Source organism: Mucilaginibacter arboris (assembly GCF_009754915.1).
In the GTDB taxonomy this organism is placed as follows: Bacteria; Bacteroidota; Bacteroidia; order Sphingobacteriales; family Sphingobacteriaceae; genus Mucilaginibacter_A; species Mucilaginibacter_A arboris.
The window spans coordinates 285,403-304,292 of record NZ_WPIK01000003.1 but is presented as its reverse complement, the minus strand read 5'-3'; the positions used below and the strand labels follow the sequence as shown (position 1 = coordinate 304,292).

General features: G+C 39.3%; 11 protein-coding genes. 7 read left to right on the top strand and 4 right to left on the bottom strand.

Going from position 1 to position 18,890, the window contains the following annotated elements:
* Positions 1-109: 109 nt before the first annotated feature.
* The 7 genes from GO621_RS04570 to GO621_RS19015 all read left to right on the top strand — a co-directional run bounded on the left by GO621_RS04570 (position 110) and on the right by GO621_RS19015 (position 17,007).
* Complete coding sequence (locus GO621_RS04570) at positions 110-8,290, top strand: PKD-like domain-containing protein (RefSeq protein ID WP_157564599.1); 8,181 nt, start codon at positions 110-112, stop codon at positions 8,288-8,290.
* Positions 8,291-8,568: 278 nt separating this feature from the next.
* Positions 8,569-11,478 carry an SNF2-related protein gene (locus GO621_RS04565; protein WP_157564597.1) on the top strand — a complete coding sequence of 970 codons (2,910 nt, stop codon included), beginning with the start codon at positions 8,569-8,571 and terminating at the stop codon, positions 11,476-11,478.
* A gap of 3 nt (positions 11,479-11,481) precedes the next feature.
* Entirely contained in the window at positions 11,482-13,137 is a 1,656-nt protein-coding gene (locus GO621_RS04560) for a site-specific DNA-methyltransferase (RefSeq protein WP_157564595.1), read from the top strand.
* 6 nt (positions 13,138-13,143) lie between these two features.
* Positions 13,144-15,807 (top strand): DEAD/DEAH box helicase, encoded by a 2,664-nt coding sequence (locus GO621_RS04555; protein ID WP_157564594.1) that lies wholly within the window; start codon positions 13,144-13,146, stop codon positions 15,805-15,807.
* Positions 15,808-15,814: 7 nt separating this feature from the next.
* Positions 15,815-16,102 (top strand): hypothetical protein, encoded by a 288-nt coding sequence (locus tag GO621_RS04550; RefSeq protein WP_157564592.1) that lies wholly within the window; start codon positions 15,815-15,817, stop codon positions 16,100-16,102.
* Between the two features lie 261 nt (positions 16,103-16,363).
* Positions 16,364-16,594 carry a hypothetical protein gene (locus tag GO621_RS04545; RefSeq protein ID WP_157564590.1) on the top strand — a complete coding sequence of 77 codons (231 nt, stop codon included), beginning with the start codon at positions 16,364-16,366 and terminating at the stop codon, positions 16,592-16,594.
* The gene (locus GO621_RS19015; protein ID WP_157564589.1) at positions 16,591-17,007 is read left to right on the top strand and encodes a protein-export chaperone SecB; all 417 of its coding nucleotides are present in this window, start codon (positions 16,591-16,593) and stop codon (positions 17,005-17,007) included. The genes GO621_RS04545 and GO621_RS19015 overlap by 4 nt, the downstream gene beginning before the upstream one ends.
* A gap of 99 nt (positions 17,008-17,106) precedes the next feature.
* On the opposite strand, the gene GO621_RS04535 is transcribed toward GO621_RS19015, so the two are convergent.
* The 4 genes from GO621_RS04535 to GO621_RS04520 are packed head-to-tail and all read right to left on the bottom strand — an operon-like array spanning position 17,107 to position 18,884.
* Positions 17,107-17,532 (bottom strand): c-type cytochrome, encoded by a 426-nt coding sequence (locus GO621_RS04535; protein ID WP_157564587.1) that lies wholly within the window; start codon positions 17,530-17,532, stop codon positions 17,107-17,109.
* The gene (locus tag GO621_RS04530) at positions 17,529-18,182 is read right to left on the bottom strand and encodes an SCO family protein (RefSeq protein WP_157564585.1); all 654 of its coding nucleotides are present in this window, start codon (positions 18,180-18,182) and stop codon (positions 17,529-17,531) included. Before GO621_RS04530 ends, GO621_RS04535 begins: the two co-directional genes overlap by 4 nt.
* Complete coding sequence (locus GO621_RS04525; RefSeq protein ID WP_198170132.1) at positions 18,179-18,622, bottom strand: hypothetical protein; 444 nt, start codon at positions 18,620-18,622, stop codon at positions 18,179-18,181. Before GO621_RS04525 ends, GO621_RS04530 begins: the two co-directional genes overlap by 4 nt.
* A 55-nt stretch (positions 18,623-18,677) precedes the next feature.
* Positions 18,678-18,884 (bottom strand): heavy metal-binding domain-containing protein, encoded by a 207-nt coding sequence (locus GO621_RS04520; RefSeq protein WP_157564582.1) that lies wholly within the window; start codon positions 18,882-18,884, stop codon positions 18,678-18,680.
* Positions 18,885-18,890 lie beyond the last annotated feature (6 nt).

The window sequence follows — 18,890 nt, the reverse complement described above, 5'->3', positions numbered from 1 at the left end:
GTATCGTAATTTTTATGTTACCCGGTTTAAAGCTGTAGAAAATTATCATCGAAACCTGCTGTATTAAAAAACGTACAACCTCATTTGAACTTTTTAAGCTGATGAAGGAATGAAACAATTTTACTATATGCTGCAAAAAGTAATTTTTTTGGTTGCGTTCTTCACACTTTTTGCTACTTTATCTAAAGCACAAACTTTAACAATTAGCACTGTTGATGCCGGCCCTTATACGCCTGGTTCGAGTATTGCGGTGCCGTTTACAATTACCTCTGGCAATAACTGTATCAGTCCTGACAATGTTTATAAGCTGTATATTTCTTCTGTTCCGGGTGGAACCCCTGATATAGAGATTGGCAGTTATACGGGCTTTTATGCAACCTTTCTTAACGGTACCATTCCTGCTAACCTGGCACCAGGAAATGGCTATAATTTAGCAATAAAATCAAGCCTTCCGGCGGTTACCTCTTCCACTGCAAGTATCAATATAGTTGCCGGAACTGCTGTACAGGCGGCAATAGCCGGTTCAAGCATCAATAGTGATAACCCTGAGATATTTGGCAATTGTTCCGGGACAACTGATCCGTATTATTTCGGAAATGCGTCTACTTCCGGCTCTGCCGTAACTGCAACCTTTCGTAACGAACTAACCCAAACTAATGAAACTACTGTTACCCTGAACCCAAGCACTGCTTTTAATGCCAATTACGCTAATTACACCATTCTTGTTAAAGCTACACAGGGTGGGCATGAAGGAACAAAAGCCTATCAGCTAATTAACAATAATCTAAATACTAATTTTGGTACTTCGGGTAGTAATACAGTTTGTTTAAGCGGCGGACATGGTACTTTAAGTTATACTGTTGATTATACCTCACCTAACGGTATTGAATATAATTATCCAGGGAACCTTTATGTTGTTAATTGGGGAGACGGAAGCACAACCATTTACACTTTGTGTGATATTATTAATTTAAGCGGGAGATTAACGCATGACTATACTCAAAGTTCATGCGGTTATACAGGAGGTGGCCAAACCAACAGTTTCCAGGTTAATGCTCAGGTAAGCAGTAGGATTTGCGGTACATTGGGTTCGCCTACAAGTGTTTATGCAAAGGTAGTCCGTCCTCCATCCAATAATTTTACAGCGCAGCTTAGTGCCTGCTTAAATGAACCCGTTTCGTTTACCAATACTTCAGATCCCGGGCAGGATGCATCAAGTGCAAACTGCAGTAATAATAATGCAAAATATACCTGGTTTGTAGATGGGGTTGCCATACAATTTAATTATACTTTAGGAACTCCTTTTACCTATACATTTACTTCACCAGGCCAGCATACTGTTACCTTAAAACTGCAAAATGGAAGCAGCGGTGCATGCGGGGCCTCGGACGTAACCAAAACCATTTGTGTTTTAGCTAAACCCCAGCCACAGTTTGCTTTGGCTGCATCAACAATTTGCAGCAATGATGTAGTTTCTCCAACAGATCAATCAACCATTGATCCTTCTTGTGATAACATTCCGCAAAATAATGCTTATACCTGGTCTGTAACCGGGCCGGCAACAGCAGCTTTTATTAACAATACAACTCCTGCAAGTCATAATCCTCAGATCAAGTTTTCTTCTCCCGGAATTTATACCCTTACTCTATCTATAGGAACAGAAAATTGCGGTGCCGTTAGTACATCCCAAACCATTACTGTAAATACCACACCAACGGTTACTTTATCACCTAATAAAGATTATTGCGGAACTAACCAGACACTTACTTTTGCCAATAACGTCGGCGATACCCAAACCATATTTACGGGTACAACTACAGACCAGGCAAATACTTATAGCTGGACGGTAACCGGAGGTGCTTACAGCTACCAGAACGGAACAAGCGCCAGTTCAAAGTATCCCCAAATTTTATTTACAGATTTTGGTGTTTATACGGTTACCGCTACAGAAACCAATAATTGCGGTTCGGCTTCTGCTTCACAACAGCTTAATTTTAAGCAATCACCAACTATAAATGCAGGGCCGGATCAAACCATTTGTCCTAATGGTATAGTACAACTTGCAGGTACAATTACCGGTCCGCCGGCACAAAGCTACCAATGGACTGGCGGAAACGGAACATTTTCGCCTGGCAGAACTTCTTTAACAGCAACTTATACGCCTTCAAACGCTGAAATTGATGCCGGGCAGGTAAAATTAACATTGGTGGTAATAACTGGCAATCCTGTACCTTGTGACCAGCTTTCGGATGAAATAATCATTACTATTAATCCGCGAAATTCGGTTACCAGTTCTTCAAGTCAAAGCATTTGTACCGGAAATACGGTAGGTTATCACCCAACGGCACAAGTTACCGCAAGTACGTTTACCTGGACTTCTTCTGCCTCTGCCACTGTTACCGGAAATACGGCAACTGGTTCGGGCGACATCAATGATGTACTTACCAATTCCGATCCTTTAAACAACGGAACAGTTACTTATACTATTACTCCAAGCAGCAATGGCTGTCCGGGTACTTCTTTTACATTAACAGTTACGGTAACGCCACGGCCGATCATCACAGTAAATTCAACTGCTAATACCATTTGCAGCGGACAACCTGCCGGTATCACTTTTACTTCTAACTTGAGCGGGACGACTTTTAAATGGACAACTTCTGCTTCAAGTGGTATTTATGGAAATAATAGTCAATCTCCTGTAGTTGCCAGCCGCGTTGATGATGTTCTGTCCAATACTTCCACTACTGCTGCGGGCACTGCAACTTATACCATTACGCCTATTGGCCCTTCGGGCTGTGAAGGAACGCCCGTTACCGTTACCATAACCGTACAGCCTTTGCCGGTACAGGCCAATGCAGGGCCGGACGGGCAAATTTGTTCTGCTCCGACTTATGTTTTACAAGGAAATAATCCGGGAATTTCTTCTGGCAGATGGAGTTTGGTTTCCAGCCAAACAGGAGTGGTTTTTGCAGATGCCACTCAATATAATACTACAGTTAGCGGGTTACAGGGCGGCCAGTCCTATACTTTCCGCTGGACGATTACCGGCGCTGCACAGTGTGCTGTAACTTCTGATGATGTAATTGTTAATGACCTGTCAGATCTAACCAATACCATCAGCTTTGCCAGTCCGGCTGTCTGCTCAGGACAAACCGTTACAGTAAGCGGAGATTTGCCAACCGGCGGGACCAATAGCTACGTTTACAGCTGGGAAAGCAGCAGCGACGGGCTTAACTGGGCCAGTGTAAGCGGACAATCTGGCGCTAACCTTTCTATGCTTTTAACCAGTTCTATTTATTTCAGGCGGATAGTAACTTCCGGCCCTTGTGTTAAAACCAGTAACGTTATTTATATTCAGGTACAGCCTCCCATTTCCAACAATACAGTTACAGCCAATCAACAAATATGCTATAACAATACTCCCTCTGTATTAAACGGAAGTACACCTGCCGGAGGTGATGGCAGCTATAGTTACCAATGGCAGCAAAGTATTGATAACGGTGCAAACTGGAATACGATTAGTGGCGCTACAAGTATCAATTATCAGCCTGTATCCTTAATTACTACTACACAGTTTCGCAGGATAGTAACTACAGCGCTTTGTAGCGGTGCACAGCAAAATGTTAGTAACGTAGTAACGGTAACGGTTAGTCCGCAAAATACAAATACCGTAACCAGTGCTTCCAGTGCAACTATTTGTACCGGGGCAACATTTAGTTATCATATAACTGCGCAGGCTGCCAATACTTCTTTTACCTGGGTTTCTTCTGCATCAGGTACGGTTAGCGGAAATACAGCAAGCGGAACAGGTGACATTAATGATGTACTTACCAATACCGATGCAAACAATAACGGCACGGTTACTTATACAATTACCCCGTTTAACAGTGGCTGCCCGGGCAGGACTTTTACCTTAACCGTTACCGTTACACCACTGCCGGTAATTACCGTTAACCAAACCAGTAACACCATTTGTAGCGGACAGCCTACCGGTATCACATTTACGGCTAACTTAAGCGGTACAAAGTTTAAATGGACAAGTACTGCTTCGGCAGGCATTTCCGGTAATAATAATCAAGCCGCTGTTTATGCCAGCCGGATTGATGATGTTTTAAACAACTCCTCCTCTACTGCCAGCGGTACTGTAACTTACCAGATTATACCAGTAAGTGCATCAGGATGCGAAGGTGTACCAGTAACCGTAATCATCACAGTTCAGCCTTTACCTTTACAAGCTAATGCCGGGCCTGATGAGCAAATTTGCAGTACAAGCAGTTATACTTTAAAAGGGAACAATCCGGGGATTTCTTCCGGCAACTGGACGATCATTTCCGGACAAACAGGTATAAGTTTTGCTGATTATACTCAATATAATACAACGGTAAACGGACTACAACCAGGCCAGCAATATACTTTCCGCTGGACCATTACCGGCGCTTCGCAATGCGCTTCAAGTCTTGATGATGTTATAATTACTGATTTATTAGACTTAACAAATAACATCAGTTTTGTTAGTCCGGCTGTTTGTTACGGACAGACTATTACCATAAATGGCGATCAGCCAACAGGCGGGACCAACAGCTATGTTTATAGCTGGGAAAGCAGCAGCGACGGCATTAACTGGACAAGTATTGCCAGCCAGAACGGCAGGAATTTGTCTTTTACAGGAACGGCGAATATTTACATCAGAAGAATTGTAAGTTCCGGCCCTTGCGTTAAAGTTTCTCAGCCGGTTTATGTAATTGTACAACCTCCAATTGCCAATAACACCATTACTGCCGATCAGCGCATTTGTTATAATGATGTTCCTGCATTATTAACCGGAAGTACACCAACCGGAGGAGACGGCAACTTTACCTATCAATGGCAAAACAGTACAGATGGCGGCACAACCTGGCTTGGCATCAGCAACAGCAACACGATCACTTATCAGCCGGGCGCACTTACTGCAACTACCCAGTATCGGAGGGTAGTTAGCACTGCGCTATGCAGTGGTTCTCAGCATAATATCAGCAATGCAGTAACGATAACGGTTAATCCGCCAAATACCAACACCATAACCAGTGCATCAACCAAAATTATCTGTACCGGAACTGCGCTGAGTTATCATCCAACGGCGCAACAAAATAATACTTCTTTTACCTGGGTTTCTTCTGCATCTGCTTCTGTTACCGGAAATAGTGCAAGCGGAACAGGCGATATTAACGATGTACTGGTTAATGCTGATCCGAACAACAATGGAACGGTTACTTATACCATTACGCCAATTAACAACAACTGTCCGGGCACGCCTTTCACCCTAACCGTTACCGTTACGCCAATTCCAAGGGTAACCCTTACCAATTCAGGAAACCAGATTTGCAGCGGAAGCCCTACCGGTATCACTTTTACTACCAACACGCCGGGTGTTTTGCTGAAATGGACTTCGGCTAATGTACAAGGTATCTATGGAAATGCAGTTAATCAACAACCGGTAATTGCCACACGGATTGATGATATCCTGATTTCTGATTTAACTACTGCGGCAACGATTGTTTATCACATCACCCCAATTAGTCCGGGCGGCTGCGAAGGGCCAACGGTAGATGCAAGCGTTACCGTATTGCCGCAACCGGTGCAAGCAAACGCTGGTGCAGACGAACAGATTTGTAGTGCCAGCAACTATGTTTTAAAGGGGAACAATCCTGCCCCTTCTGCCGGAAAATGGACTTTAACTTCCGGACAAACCGGCGTTGGTTTTGCAGATGATACCCAATATAACACAACTGTAAACGGATTACAGCCGGGCCAGAGTTACACTTTCCGCTGGACCATTACCAGTACAGGTGCTTGTTCTACTTCTGCGGATGATGTAACAATTTCTGATTTACGCGATTTAACCAATACCATCAGCTTTAACAGCACCGCTGTTTGTTACGGACAAACGGTTACCGCTTTAGGTGATCAGCCAACTGGTGGAACCGGAAGCTTTGTTTATAGCTGGGAAAGCAGTACCGATCAAATTACCTGGACCACTATTGCTAATCAAACGGGTAAAGATTATTCCTTCACCGGAACGCAAAACTTGTATATCAGAAGAATTGTAACTTCCGGCCCTTGTACTAAAATCAGTCAGCCGGTTTATATCATCGTACAACCTCCAATTACCAATAACACGGTAGCAAGCGATCAGGAAGTGTGCTATAACAATACACCGAAACTGCTTAATGGAAGCGCGCCTGCCGGTGCCGATGGCAACTACACCTATAACTGGCAAAGCAGTACTGATAATGGTGCCACCTGGACAAATATTTCCGGGGCAAATACAGCGAATTACCAGGTAAACAGCTTAACTGTTACTACGCAGTTCCGCAGAATTGTTACTTCGGTTTTATGTAACGGCCCGCAGCAAAGCGTTAGTAATATTATCACCGTAACAGTTAACCCTTTGCCCAACGCAACTTATACTTACAAAAATGATTTAGGCTGCATCCCTTTTAAATTAGATGCGCAAAACATCAACGCAACTGCAGCGGCAGGCAACAATACTTATACCTGGTATGCAGATGGTGTTTTCTTTGGAAGTGGTTTTACTTTTCCAGGTTATACCATTACAGAAGATAATAAACAGGTAGTGATTAAATTAGTAGTTTCAAGCAAATATGGTTGCCCTGATGCTTCTTTTACCCATACTTTTACTACGATAAAAGAAGTAACCGCGGGCTTCACCCAAGATCAAACCAAAGGATGCGGGCCATTAACAGTAACTTTCACCAATACTTCCAACCCGCAAAATGCCGCTACTTATACCTGGAACTTTGGCAACGGAAGCACTTCGACCCAAGTAAATCCGCTGCCGGTTACTTTCCTGCCGCGTACTGATGGCAAAGACACTACTTATACCGTTACGCTGAAAGCTTTAACAGCTTGCGGCATCCGTACGTTTACTTCCGGTGTAACCGTTAGGCCGAAACCTATCTCTATTTTTACGCCTGATAAAACAGTTGGCTGCTCTCCTTTCACCGTAAACTTTAACAATACTTCTCCGGGAACCAACAACACTTATACTTTTGATTTTGGTGATGGCCAAACCCTGGTTACCCACGATAACCAGGGCGTTGCCCACATTTATACTTCTGCAGTAAGCAAAACCTATGTAGTTAAAATGACTGCAACAAATGAATGCGGTACAAGTGTAACCCAATATAATATCCGCATTTCGCCAAACTCTGTTTTCCCGCAATTGGTTGTAAACGGAGACCAGAAAGCAGGTTGTGCACCATGGACAGTCCAGTTTTACAACAATACCAAAGGCGGCACCTATTTTACTTATGATTTTGGTGATGGCACAATTGTAAATACGCAAAGCGCACCGGAAGTAGTAAGCCATACTTTCCTGAAAGACGGGGTTTTTAACGTAAAATTGTCTGCTACCAACGGTTGTTCCGATACTTCTACTTATCAGTCTATCACCGTTTATCCGCAGCCAAAAACAAGCTTTACTGCGGATGTGCAAAGCGGCTGTAAACAACTTACCGTTAACTTTAAAAACCAAACTACTGGAGATAACACTTATATGTGGGATTTTGGTGATGGCGGCACAGCTGTATCCCCTAACCCAACGCATACTTTTACTGCCCGGAATACTCCTTTTACCATTACTTTAATTGCCAAAAATGGTTTGGGCTGTACCGATACCCTGACGATGAAAAACTACATCAATGTCTATTTTCCACCAAAAGCAGCCTTTGCAGCAAAACCAGACAGTGTAATAGCGTATCCGTATTATAGTTTTTCTTTTGCTGATAAAAGCACGAACAACCCTATTTTATGGAAATGGAATTTTGGCGATGGCATCAGTGCAAGCAAACAAAATCCGGAACATACTTACCGCGATACGGGTATTTACAAAGTTCAATTGATTGTTTACAATTTGCAGGGCTGTGCCGATTCTATTACGCATACCGTACAAATAACCGGCGTTCCGGGACAGCTTTTTGTACCGAATGCCTTTATGCCAACCAGTAAATTTAACGAGATCGTTACGTTTAAAGCCAAAGGCTCGGGCATTAAACGCTGGCACATGCGGGTATTTAATAAGTGGGGACAAGTAATCTGGGAAACCACCAAACTAACCGCACGCGGAGAACCTGCCGAAGGCTGGGATGGCATGATGAACGGACAGCCGGCACCACAAGGTGTTTACGTTTGGGAAATAGAAGCAACTTACTTAAATGGCAATGAATGGATGGGCATGAGCTATAAAAACAGTGCACCAAGCCGGACGGGCGTGATCCATTTGATCAAGTAAATCGGTTGCCGGTTGTGAGTTATGAGTTGTAAGTTTTGAGTTGATAAAAGAAGTATGAGTGTTGATAGCCATGCTTCTTTTATCAACCATTTTTAAGCATTAAAACGCTCAACGAACAAAAAATAGATAATTGAATCCAGGGCCAAACTTTTTAATAGCAATCTTCCCCTTAATTTAGAAAGGTCAATTTCAATTATAAAAATTAGATTAAATGACTAATTTTAGCAACTGCTATACTTTTCTTTATAACGAAACAAACACCAGCAGCAGTTACTAAAATGAATTTAACCGCTTATCATGCTAAATTTTTAGCTTATGATTTAACTATAAGAAAGCCGGCAAATGATATAAACAAATTTACTGCTTCTCTGCAAGACGCCCAAGTCGACTTAAATCCACATCAGGTAGATGCCGCTTTGTTCGCGTTTAAATCTCCGCTTTCTAATGGGGCGATATTAGCTGATGAAGTAGGTTTAGGCAAAACAATTGAAGCTGGTATTATACTTTCCCAAAATTGGGCAGAAAAAAAACAAAGACTTTTAATCATTGCACCTTCTAATCTTCGTAAACAATGGAACCAGGAGCTGATGGACAAATTTTTTCTTCCTTCTGTTATTTTGGAAGCAAAGTCGTTTAACCAAATGATTAAAGATGGCGTAGCTAATCCTTTTAACCAGGAAAATAAAATTGTTATTTGTTCTTACCACTTTGCCAGGAATAAAGAATTTTATTTAAAAAAAGTTACCTGGGACTTAGTAATAATTGATGAAGCGCACCGATTAAGAAATGTTTACAAAGCTTCTAATAAGATTGGAAATGCTATTAAAAATGCCTTATCTGAAAGAAAAAAAGTACTGCTTACAGCAACACCACTTCAAAATTCGATTTTAGAACTATACGGATTAGTAAGCATAATTGATGATTACGTTTTTGGTGATTTAAAAAGCTTTAAAAGTCAGTTTTCAAGATTAGCAGACAAAGAAAATTTTGATACTTTAAGAGAAAGGCTGCAACCTGTTTGCCAGCGAACTTTAAGAAGGCAGGTTAAAGAGTACATCAATTACACCAATCGTTATGCCATTGTTGAGGAATTCTTTCCTTCTGAAAATGAGCAAAAACTTTACGATTTAGTGTCGGATTACTTGCAAAGAGATGTATTATTTGCTTTACCGGTAGGCCAAAGACAGCTTATTACCTTAATATTAAGAAAGCTTTTGGCTTCTTCTTCCTATGCCATATCAGGTACACTTAGTGCTTTAGCAAACAGGCTGGAAGATAAAATTTCGGAGCATATATTTGAGGAGCGCGTCGAAAGCGATTATGAATTATTTGATGAGATAAAAGATGAATGGACTGCAGAAGCAGACGAAGACAATTTTCCGGATAATACGGCAGTTGAACTATCAGACGAAGCAGTTGCACAAATTAAAGATGAAATAAATGACCTAAAATCATTTCGTGACCTGGCCGATAACATCCCATTTAATACAAAAGCCGAAAAACTGTTTACAGCATTAAACAAAGGCTTTGAAAAATTATCCGAATTAGGTGCCAATAAAAAAGCTCTGATTTTTACAGAATCAAAACGGACACAGGAATATTTATTTAACCTTTTATCCGAACCAGGCAAAGGATACGAAGGAGAAGTCATACTTTTTAACGGCACAAACAACGATAAAAATTCAAACAATATTTATCGCAACTGGCTCGAAAAACACAAAGGCACGGACAGGATTACCGGCTCTCCTACTGCGGACAAAAGAGCTGCTTTAGTAGATTATTTTAGGGATGAAGCTACCATCATGATTGCTACAGAAGCTGCTGCTGAAGGCATAAACCTGCAGTTTTGCTCTTTGGTGGTTAATTATGATTTGCCCTGGAACCCACAACGTATAGAGCAACGCATAGGCCGCTGCCATCGTTACGGGCAGTTATACGACGTGGTTGTGGTTAACTTTTTAAATAAAGCCAACGCTGCCGATAAAAGAGTGTATGAACTGCTGGATAAAAAGTTTAAACTATTTGATGGCGTTTTTGGGGCGAGTGATGAGGTTTTAGGCAGTATTGGAAGCGGAATTGATTTTGAAAAAAGGATTGCCAAAATTTATAACGATTGCAGGGATCCGGCAAGTATAGAACAGGCTTTTGATGAGCTGCAAGACGAATTAAAAGATGACATTACCGAACGTATTGAAGATACAAAAAAAAGGCTTTTAGAAAATATTGATGAAGAAGTAAGAGAAAAACTGCGAATAGATTACGAAAAAACCAAAGGTTACCTAAATATTTTTGAGCGTAATTTATGGGAAGTAACCAAATATTACCTAAACGGACATGCTTCTTTTAGCAATGAAAATTATGCTTTTACATTAAACAAAAACCCGTTTCCTGCCGAAAATATTCATCCCGGCCCGTATATGGTTTTGAAGCCTAAAGAAGGCCAGAAAAAGTCGGAAGTGTATGTTCCGGATGATACCAACATTTACCGCGTTGGCCATCCATTAGCGCAACGCCTATTAATTGCCTGTAAAAACAGTATTACTGTAGCAAAAGAATTAGTTTTTGAATATCCTAAAAATCAAACGGTTAGCACGCCATTAGAAAACTTTATTGGCAAACAAGGCTGGATGCAGCTTTCGCTGATTACCATTTCCGCTTTTGATGAAGAAGATTATATCGTTATCGCTAATACAACCGATGACGGTGAAGTTATCGAATCCGGTTTATCTGCACGCTTCTTTTCGTTAACGGCAACCGAAGGAGAAGAATGCAATCTTCCATATCATACTAAAAACCATTTTAAAGAAATTTTTATCAACGAGCAGGAAAATCTGGTTGAGAAAAACACGAAAAGAAACCGGGAATTTTTTGATGTGGAGATCGAGAAACTTGATCAATGGGCAGACGATATGAAAATTGGACTGCAAAAAGAAATAGAAGATTTTGATGCCGAAATAAAACTACGCAAAGCCGAAGCTAAAAAAATGCTTAACCTGGAAGAAAAAGTAAAAGCGCAAAGGCAAATTAAAGACCTGGAGAAAAAAAGAGGCGATAAAAGACGCATTCTATATGAAGCCCAGGATGAAATTGACGAGAAGAAAGAAACCTTACTTAGCGACGTAGAAAAACGCTTACAGCAAAAAGTGGGAACCAAAGAACTATTTACCATTAAGTGGAAATTGATTTAAAGAATGCCGAAACAAAAACACCAGAAATTAGAACTGACCTGGATTGGCAAAGGTGAAGAACCGAAGCTGGAACCACGCATATTGATTGAAAACCCTGAATATTCTTATGGTGATGCAGATACGCAAAATATGATTATTCACGGCGATAACCTTTTAGCCTTAAAAGCATTAGAACAGGATTACGCAGGGAAAATAAAATGTATTTACATCGATCCTCCATATAATACGGGCAATGCTTTTGAACATTATGATGACGGAATTGAGCATTCTTTATGGCTGAATTTAATAAAACCTCGCTTAACTATTCTCCGCAATCTATTATCAGATGAAGGATCAATGTGGATTAGTATTGATGATGACGAAAGCCATTATTTAAAAGTGCTTTGTGATGAAGTTTTTGGCCGAATAAACTTTGTTTCCAATGTTATTTGGGAAAAAAAATATTCACCTCAAAATGATGCTAAATGGATGTCTGATAGCCATGATCACATTTTAGTTTATGCGAAGAGTAAAGAAGTCTGGCGGCCATTTTTGTTACCAAGAACAGATGAAATGAATGCTAGGTATAAGAATCCAGATAGTGATTTAAGAGGTGTTTGGAAAGCAGCAGATTTTTCTGTGAAGACCTATTCTGTCACAAATGATTATCCAATAACTTTACCTTCTGGAAGAATCGTTAAACCTCCACAAAGTCGTTGTTGGGTAACTTCAAAAGAAAGGTTTGAAGTTTTAATTAAGGATAATAGAATTTGGTTTGGAGAATCTGGAAACAATGTTCCCTCAGTAAAAAAGTTTCTATCAGAAGTGCAAGATGGGATTGTGTCTAAAACGATTTGGTTTCGTGTTGAAGTTGGTGATAATCAAGATGCAAAAAAAGAAGCTAAACAATTCAATTCTGATAATGTATTTGCAACACCTAAACCAGAACGTTTAATTCAACGAATTTTAGAATTAAGTACCAAGCCTAATGATCTTGTTCTTGATTCTTTTCTCGGTTCAGGTACAACAGCAGCCGTGGCGCACAAAATGGGCAGAAAATGGATCGGTATCGAATTAGGAGAACATGCCAAAACACATTGTTACCCGCGTTTAAAACAAGTAGTTGATGGTGAGCAAGGCGGAATTAGCAAAGCCGTAAATTGGCAAGGCGGCGGCGGTTTTAAATTTTACACTTTGGCACCTTCCCTGCTCAACCAGGACCAATACGGCAACTGGATTATCTCCAAAGAATACAACCCACAAATGCTGGCCGCAGCCATGGCCAAACAGGAAGGCTTTCGTTACCAGCCACACCAACACGTTTATTGGAAACAAGGGCAATCCGCCGAACAGGATTTTATATTTACCACCACGCAGTTTTTAACTGTAGAAAGCCTCGACCGCATCCATAACGAAATGCAAGCCGGCGAAACGCTTTTAATCTGCTGCAAAGCTTTTCAACAAGGTTGCAAAAACAAATATGCCAATATCAGCATCAAAAAAATTCCGCAAATGCTATTGGGCCGCTGCGAATTTGGCAAAGATGATTACAGTTTGAACATTGTAAATATGCCGGTAAAAGAAGCATCCGAAGAAAATGAAGCTACCATTTCTGTACAGGAAATAGCTGACCAGAAAAGCAAAAAGAAATCAAAAAACCAGCAATCCCTTTTCGAATAAGCCTTGATGAACACGATTGCAAACAATATAAAACAACGCTTATCTTTACGGGAACCACTGCAAAAAGCATTAGATATAGTTGTAAGTATAACTGATGAAATTTCCCTGCTAAAAGAAGCAAACCTTGCTGAAGAATTAAGTAAAGTACAAGTCCAATTTCCGGGATGCAAAGATTTTGAAAGGACCTTTCCATCACTTGCTTTTTCTATTGCAACAGGCGTAGGCAAAACCCGTTTAATGGGTGCTTGTATTGCTTATTTGTACTTGGAAAAGGGAATCCGGAACTTCTTTGTTTTAGCTCCCAACTTAACCATTTACGATAAACTGATTGAAGATTTTGGCAATCCTGCTTATCACAAGTATGTATTTAACGGTATTTCTGAGTTTGTACATAACCGGCCAATTATCATCACCGGCGATAATTATACACAACAGGGCGCTTTGTTTGGTGATAGTGAAATACGGATCAACATCTTCAATATTTCAAAATTTAATTCAGACAATAAAGGCGGCAAAAAAGATGGCGTGAGTTTGGCTCCGCGTATTAAACGGTTGTCGGAATATTTGGGGCAATCTTACTGGGAATATCTTTCAAATTTGGATGATCTGGTAATCTTGATGGATGAAGCACACCGTTACCATGCAGATGCATCTAAAAATGCCATTAATGAATTAAAGCCAGTTTTAGGTTTAGAATTAACCGCTACACCAATTGATGAAAAAGGGAATTATTTTAAAAACGTAGTTTATGAATATTCTTTAGCGCAGGCATTGGCTGATGGTAAGTATGTAAAGAACCCTGCAATCGCCAAACGGAAAAATTTTGATGCTAAAGGAATTGACGAAAGACAATTAGAAATTATAAAGTTGGAAGATGCGATCAGCATTCATCAGGATACTAAAAAGGAATTAGAAATATATGCCTTAAACGAAGCAGTAAAATTAGTAAAGCCTTTTATCCTGGTAGTTTGTAAAGATATAGCTCATGCAAAAGAGATTTTTGAGCTAATTAATTCGGAGGAATTTTATGATGGTGAATATAAAGGAAAAGTATTGCAAATAGATTCTACCACAAAGCGGGATGAAGACATTGAAAAACAGTTTTTAACTCTTGAATCTACTGATAACGAAATCGAAATCGTTATCCATGTTAACATGCTGAAGGAAGGTTGGGATGTTACCAACTTATATACCATTGTGCCGCTTCGGGCTGCAAATGCTTCCGTACTGGTAGAACAAACCATTGGCAGAGGATTGCGGCTTCCTTACAACGGAAAACGTACCGGAGTGGACAAGATTGATAAACTTACAATTGTAGCACATGAAAATTTTGACAGTATTATTGAAGCAGCTAAAAACCCAAACTCTGTATTAAACAAACTCAGTTTTATAGAGATAGCTGTAGAAGACTTGAATATTAAAACAGAAATCGTAACATCAAAAACAGTTGTTCAAACTAAATTAGATACAGAACAGCAGGAAGTAAATAAAATAGCTGACGTTCAGCAAAAGCAGCAGGCACAAAATACGCTTGATGCAAAACAAGCCATTATTAATGTATTACCTGATTTTAGTTCAATGTTAGGTATAAATAAAGTAGATGATTTAAAGAAAGATGAAGTTGAGAGAAAGGTTATAGCACAAGTCGAAACAAACCTGAACAGAGGCCAAGGCAATCTATTTGCCAAACAAATTTTAGAAGAAGCAAAAGTTATTTATAAATCAATAGTGACAGATTATAAAAATAACATTATCGAAATACCAAGGATGGATTTAGTCCTTGGTGATGTACAAGCTTATTTTACTGATTTTAATTTAGATACTACCGGTTTAACTTATCAGGCATTAGATCAGGAAATCATAAGAATGGGTTTGAAGGATAATCAGATAGAAACATTGTCGGCGCGCAGCAGCGGTTATTATGGCAATTCTGTAAAAACGATTATTGCTGAGGTTATTAATTATCCGGAGATTGATTACGATGAAAATGCAGATTTACTATATAAATTAGCTGGTCAGGCTTACAAGGCTTTACAAGCAAACCTTTCAAATCCCGCTGATATCGATCAGGTAATCTTTCAATTTAAAGCTGCAATTGCCGAAAAGGTTTATTGGCAAATGAAAGCCAACTTTAAACTTATCGAACCTGATTACCCGGAACCAAAGATTTTTCCTTTTGTAGCAATTGAACCATGGAATTTCTCAGCTTTAATCAATAATGGACACAAAGATTATAGGGAAACGGTACAACCAACAGGTGCAATTACAAAATACATTTTCAGAGGATTTACAAAAGCCTGCCATTTCGAGTATAAATTTGATTCTAAAACAGAACAGCATTTGGCTTTTATATTAGAAAACGATCAGGCAGTGTTAAAATGGCTTAGACCTGCTCGTAATCAATTTCGTATCTATTGGGATAACAATTCTAAACGATATGAACCAGATTTTATCGTTGAAACAGCTGACACAATTTATATGCTCGAAACAAAAATGTTTAACCAGGTAGAAGCAGATGAGGTTTTAGCAAAAAAGATTGCGGCAGAAAAGTATTGCAAGTATGCATCAGAATACACAACAAAACATGATGGTAAAAAATGGGAGTACAAGATTATTCCTCATAACATTGTTAATAGAACTGTTAGTTTAAAATTCTTGATCTTACAATAAGCTAACAATGATTATTACTGCCTATCAAACTTTAGAGGATAAAGACAACGTTGATGAAATTGAAACAGACGGCCCTTATGAGTGCCGTCGCGCTGACGCTTGGTTAGGCTTTGGTTATTACTTTTGGGATACGAATATGGACTGGGCAAAAGCTTGGGGAGAAGGTTCATATAAAAAGAGAGGCAAAGAGTATATTATTGGTCGTTGTCAGCTCGATCTATCAAAAGATTGTTATGATTTAATGGGTAATGTAAATCACCAGCAGGATATATTGCACAAACCATTGAAGTGTTGAAACAAAGTGGAAAACTTAAGGAAGACAGTAAATTTATCCTTCCAAACATTATCGCATACTTAAAATTGAAAGGTTTATTTCCATACAAATCTATAAGAGCTAATGATAATTACAACAAAGTAGTTACGATGCATTTTAATGAAAAGAGACATGAATACATGTTTATAAACCAAAGGGTACAAGTTTGCGTAATAGCTATAGAAGAGGTAATATTACGGCCTTTTAAGGTAATTTATCCGGATAAATACTTAACTTAGTAAAATGATTTCAGAAATGGCTCAAAAACTAAAAGAGATTCTTTCAAATACTTCCCAGGAAGAATTTGACCGGGACTGGGCTGGAATTGAAGATTTAGGTTTTCAAGGCCCGCACGCTGATGAGGTAATTGAATATTTAACATTTACCCAGCCAACTACTGTTTCCTACGAAGTTCAGCCAAATAATCAAAATACTTTATTATTATCTAACAATTCCTATTATACAGCAGCGTGATTAATAATCCAGAAGCAAGTATTCAATTTGTTAATTTTTTAGTAAAGGAAAGCCACCTTACTTTTAAGGAACCCGGAAAACAAAAAATTTCTGTTGGCTTTACTGCAAAAGGATATGTTTTCAAAGACATTAATCAATTTCAATTACAGCTTGGTGTTAATATTAAAGAAGAAGAAGAAAAGTTTGAAATCCATTTAGAAACAGAATCTATCTTTGAATACACAGCAAATGCTAATCTTGAATCTTATAAGAATAGCTTATTTGTTATTAACGCACCTGCAATTGTCTTTCCATATTTAAGAGCATACATTACAAATCTTACTGCTCTTTCTGGCATTCCCGTTTTAACTATTCCAACATTTAATTTATCAAATCTTGGTGAAACACTAAAAAATAATATTGTTGAGGAATAAACACCTTATGATTGTGCATTAAGGTTATATAAGGCAGGTAAAAGAAAACTCCTTACACTGCTACATGCTTCTTTTACCTACCTAAAATTTACAGCATACTTATCGGCAATTTCCTAAATCCACATTCACTTTTTCAACCTGATAAATCCCCTGCTTATTTCCAAAAGAATTGCTTATATAAGTAATTACTTCGGCAATTTCTATAGGCGATAATTGCGTTTGTGCAGGCATTTGTCCGTTATACGTTTTTCCGTTTACCTGTATCGCCCCTTTTAAACCATTTTGGATAATGCAGGCCAGTTGCCCTTTATTTTTCTTGAGATAATCTGCTGCTTGTAACGGCGGAATTAATCCGCCTAAACCTTCTCCGTTTTCGGCATGGCAGTTTTTACATTGGGTTTGATAAATATTGCGTCCCTGAATGTAATATCTTTTATATTCAATTTCTGATTCGCTTTGGCAGGAAACGAAAATGGTTGTAAGGATAAAGGTAAAAGGTAAAAGGAGAACGATCAGGCGCTTCATGTTTTCGGGTTTTCCTCTTCGTCCATCAGCACTTTAACATCTACAATTAATTGATCAACCTGCTTTTTATCGGTGCCGTCATAAGCGCCTCTTACACGCCCTTTTTTATCCACCAAAACCAACCAGCCCTGGTGTACATAACCGCCCGGCGCCGTATTGCTTTCGGAAACCGAAACCAAATAATTTTTTTCGGCCAACTGATAAACATCTTCCTTCTTCCCTAATAAAAAATACCACTGATCGGCTTTTGCGCCCAGCTTCTCCGCATATTCTTTTAAAACCGGAATAGTATCATGTCGCGGGTCAATGGTAAAAGAAACCAGTTTAAAATCTGGCTTGCCCTGGTAAGCTTTAGCAACAGAAACCATATTGCGCTGCATAACCGGACAGATAGACGGGCAGGAAGTAAAGAAAAAATCGGCCACATATATTTTTCCATGCAGGTCATTTTCGGTGATGGTTTGCCGTTCCTGATCAACAAAACTAAAAGGCGGAATGGTGGCATAAACCGTATCGGTTACCTGTTTGCCGCCAACCATTTTGGTAATAGGTTCCCGTGTACCGTAAATGGGCAGTTTGGTTTCTTTAACTTTATTATTGCAGGCTGTAAAAGCAAGCAAGGCCATTACAGGCCACATCAGTTTTTTCATTTCTTTTTATACTTTAACAAATATTGGTTTGATAACTGGATAACGGAATTATATTCCACATTGATTTGCCCGACCTGTTTTTTTTGTTGTTCCAGATATTGCATAATTTCCTGATGGGGTTTTCCGGTAAAATCCGGGTTGTAATTGTGCATCCAATCGCTCATGGCATTATCGGCTTTAACAATTTGGCTGCTTAAACTACGCATTGTTTTGTTTTCTGCGGAAGTATCCAATGCCGGGAATGCTTTTTTTATACTGTCTTTTTTAAGGATGAGCGTATCCATTTTCATCTTATTTTTCATTGCCGTTTCACCATCGGCCATTACTTTTTCGTGCAAGTCCATCACCTGGCTTTCCAGTGCTTTTTCTTCTTTTTTAATGTCTTTACAAGCTGCAAAAACCAGCAGCAAAGCGGCAAATATCAGTTTATTTTTCATCATAATTTAATTAGGCAATTTAGCAACTCATACAGTTTTTAGGTTGATAAAAGAAGCATTATTCTTTTTCAACCAAATCCATTCCGCATTTCGGACAAACGCCCGGTTTATTTTTAACAATTTTCGGGTGCATCGGGCAAGTATATTGAATGCTGTTTTTACCGGCAGAAATTGAATCTGATTGTTTTTGTGCAGTCTGCTGATTGCTTTGGTTACAAGCCAAAACCGAAATAATTAAACAAGCAAACAAAGTTATTTTTTTCATGCTAAA

Excerpts from the sequence above, each read along its gene's own strand:
- GO621_RS04570 (WP_157564599.1), top strand. The coding sequence starts at position 110 with ATGAAACAATTTTACTATATGCTGCAAAAAGTAATTTTTTTGGTTGCG.
- GO621_RS04565 (WP_157564597.1), top strand. The coding sequence starts at position 8,569 with ATGAATTTAACCGCTTATCATGCTAAATTTTTAGCTTATGATTTAACT.
- GO621_RS04560 (WP_157564595.1), top strand. The coding sequence starts at position 11,482 with ATGCCGAAACAAAAACACCAGAAATTAGAACTGACCTGGATTGGCAAA.
- GO621_RS04555 (WP_157564594.1), top strand. The coding sequence starts at position 13,144 with ATGAACACGATTGCAAACAATATAAAACAACGCTTATCTTTACGGGAA.
- GO621_RS04550 (WP_157564592.1), top strand. The coding sequence starts at position 15,815 with ATGATTATTACTGCCTATCAAACTTTAGAGGATAAAGACAACGTTGAT.
- GO621_RS04545 (WP_157564590.1), top strand. The coding sequence starts at position 16,364 with ATGATTTCAGAAATGGCTCAAAAACTAAAAGAGATTCTTTCAAATACT.
- GO621_RS04535 (WP_157564587.1), bottom strand. The coding sequence starts at position 17,532 with ATGAAGCGCCTGATCGTTCTCCTTTTACCTTTTACCTTTATCCTTACA.
- GO621_RS04530 (WP_157564585.1), bottom strand. The coding sequence starts at position 18,182 with ATGAAAAAACTGATGTGGCCTGTAATGGCCTTGCTTGCTTTTACAGCC.
- GO621_RS04525 (WP_198170132.1), bottom strand. The coding sequence starts at position 18,622 with ATGATGAAAAATAAACTGATATTTGCCGCTTTGCTGCTGGTTTTTGCA.
- GO621_RS04520 (WP_157564582.1), bottom strand. The coding sequence starts at position 18,884 with ATGAAAAAAATAACTTTGTTTGCTTGTTTAATTATTTCGGTTTTGGCT.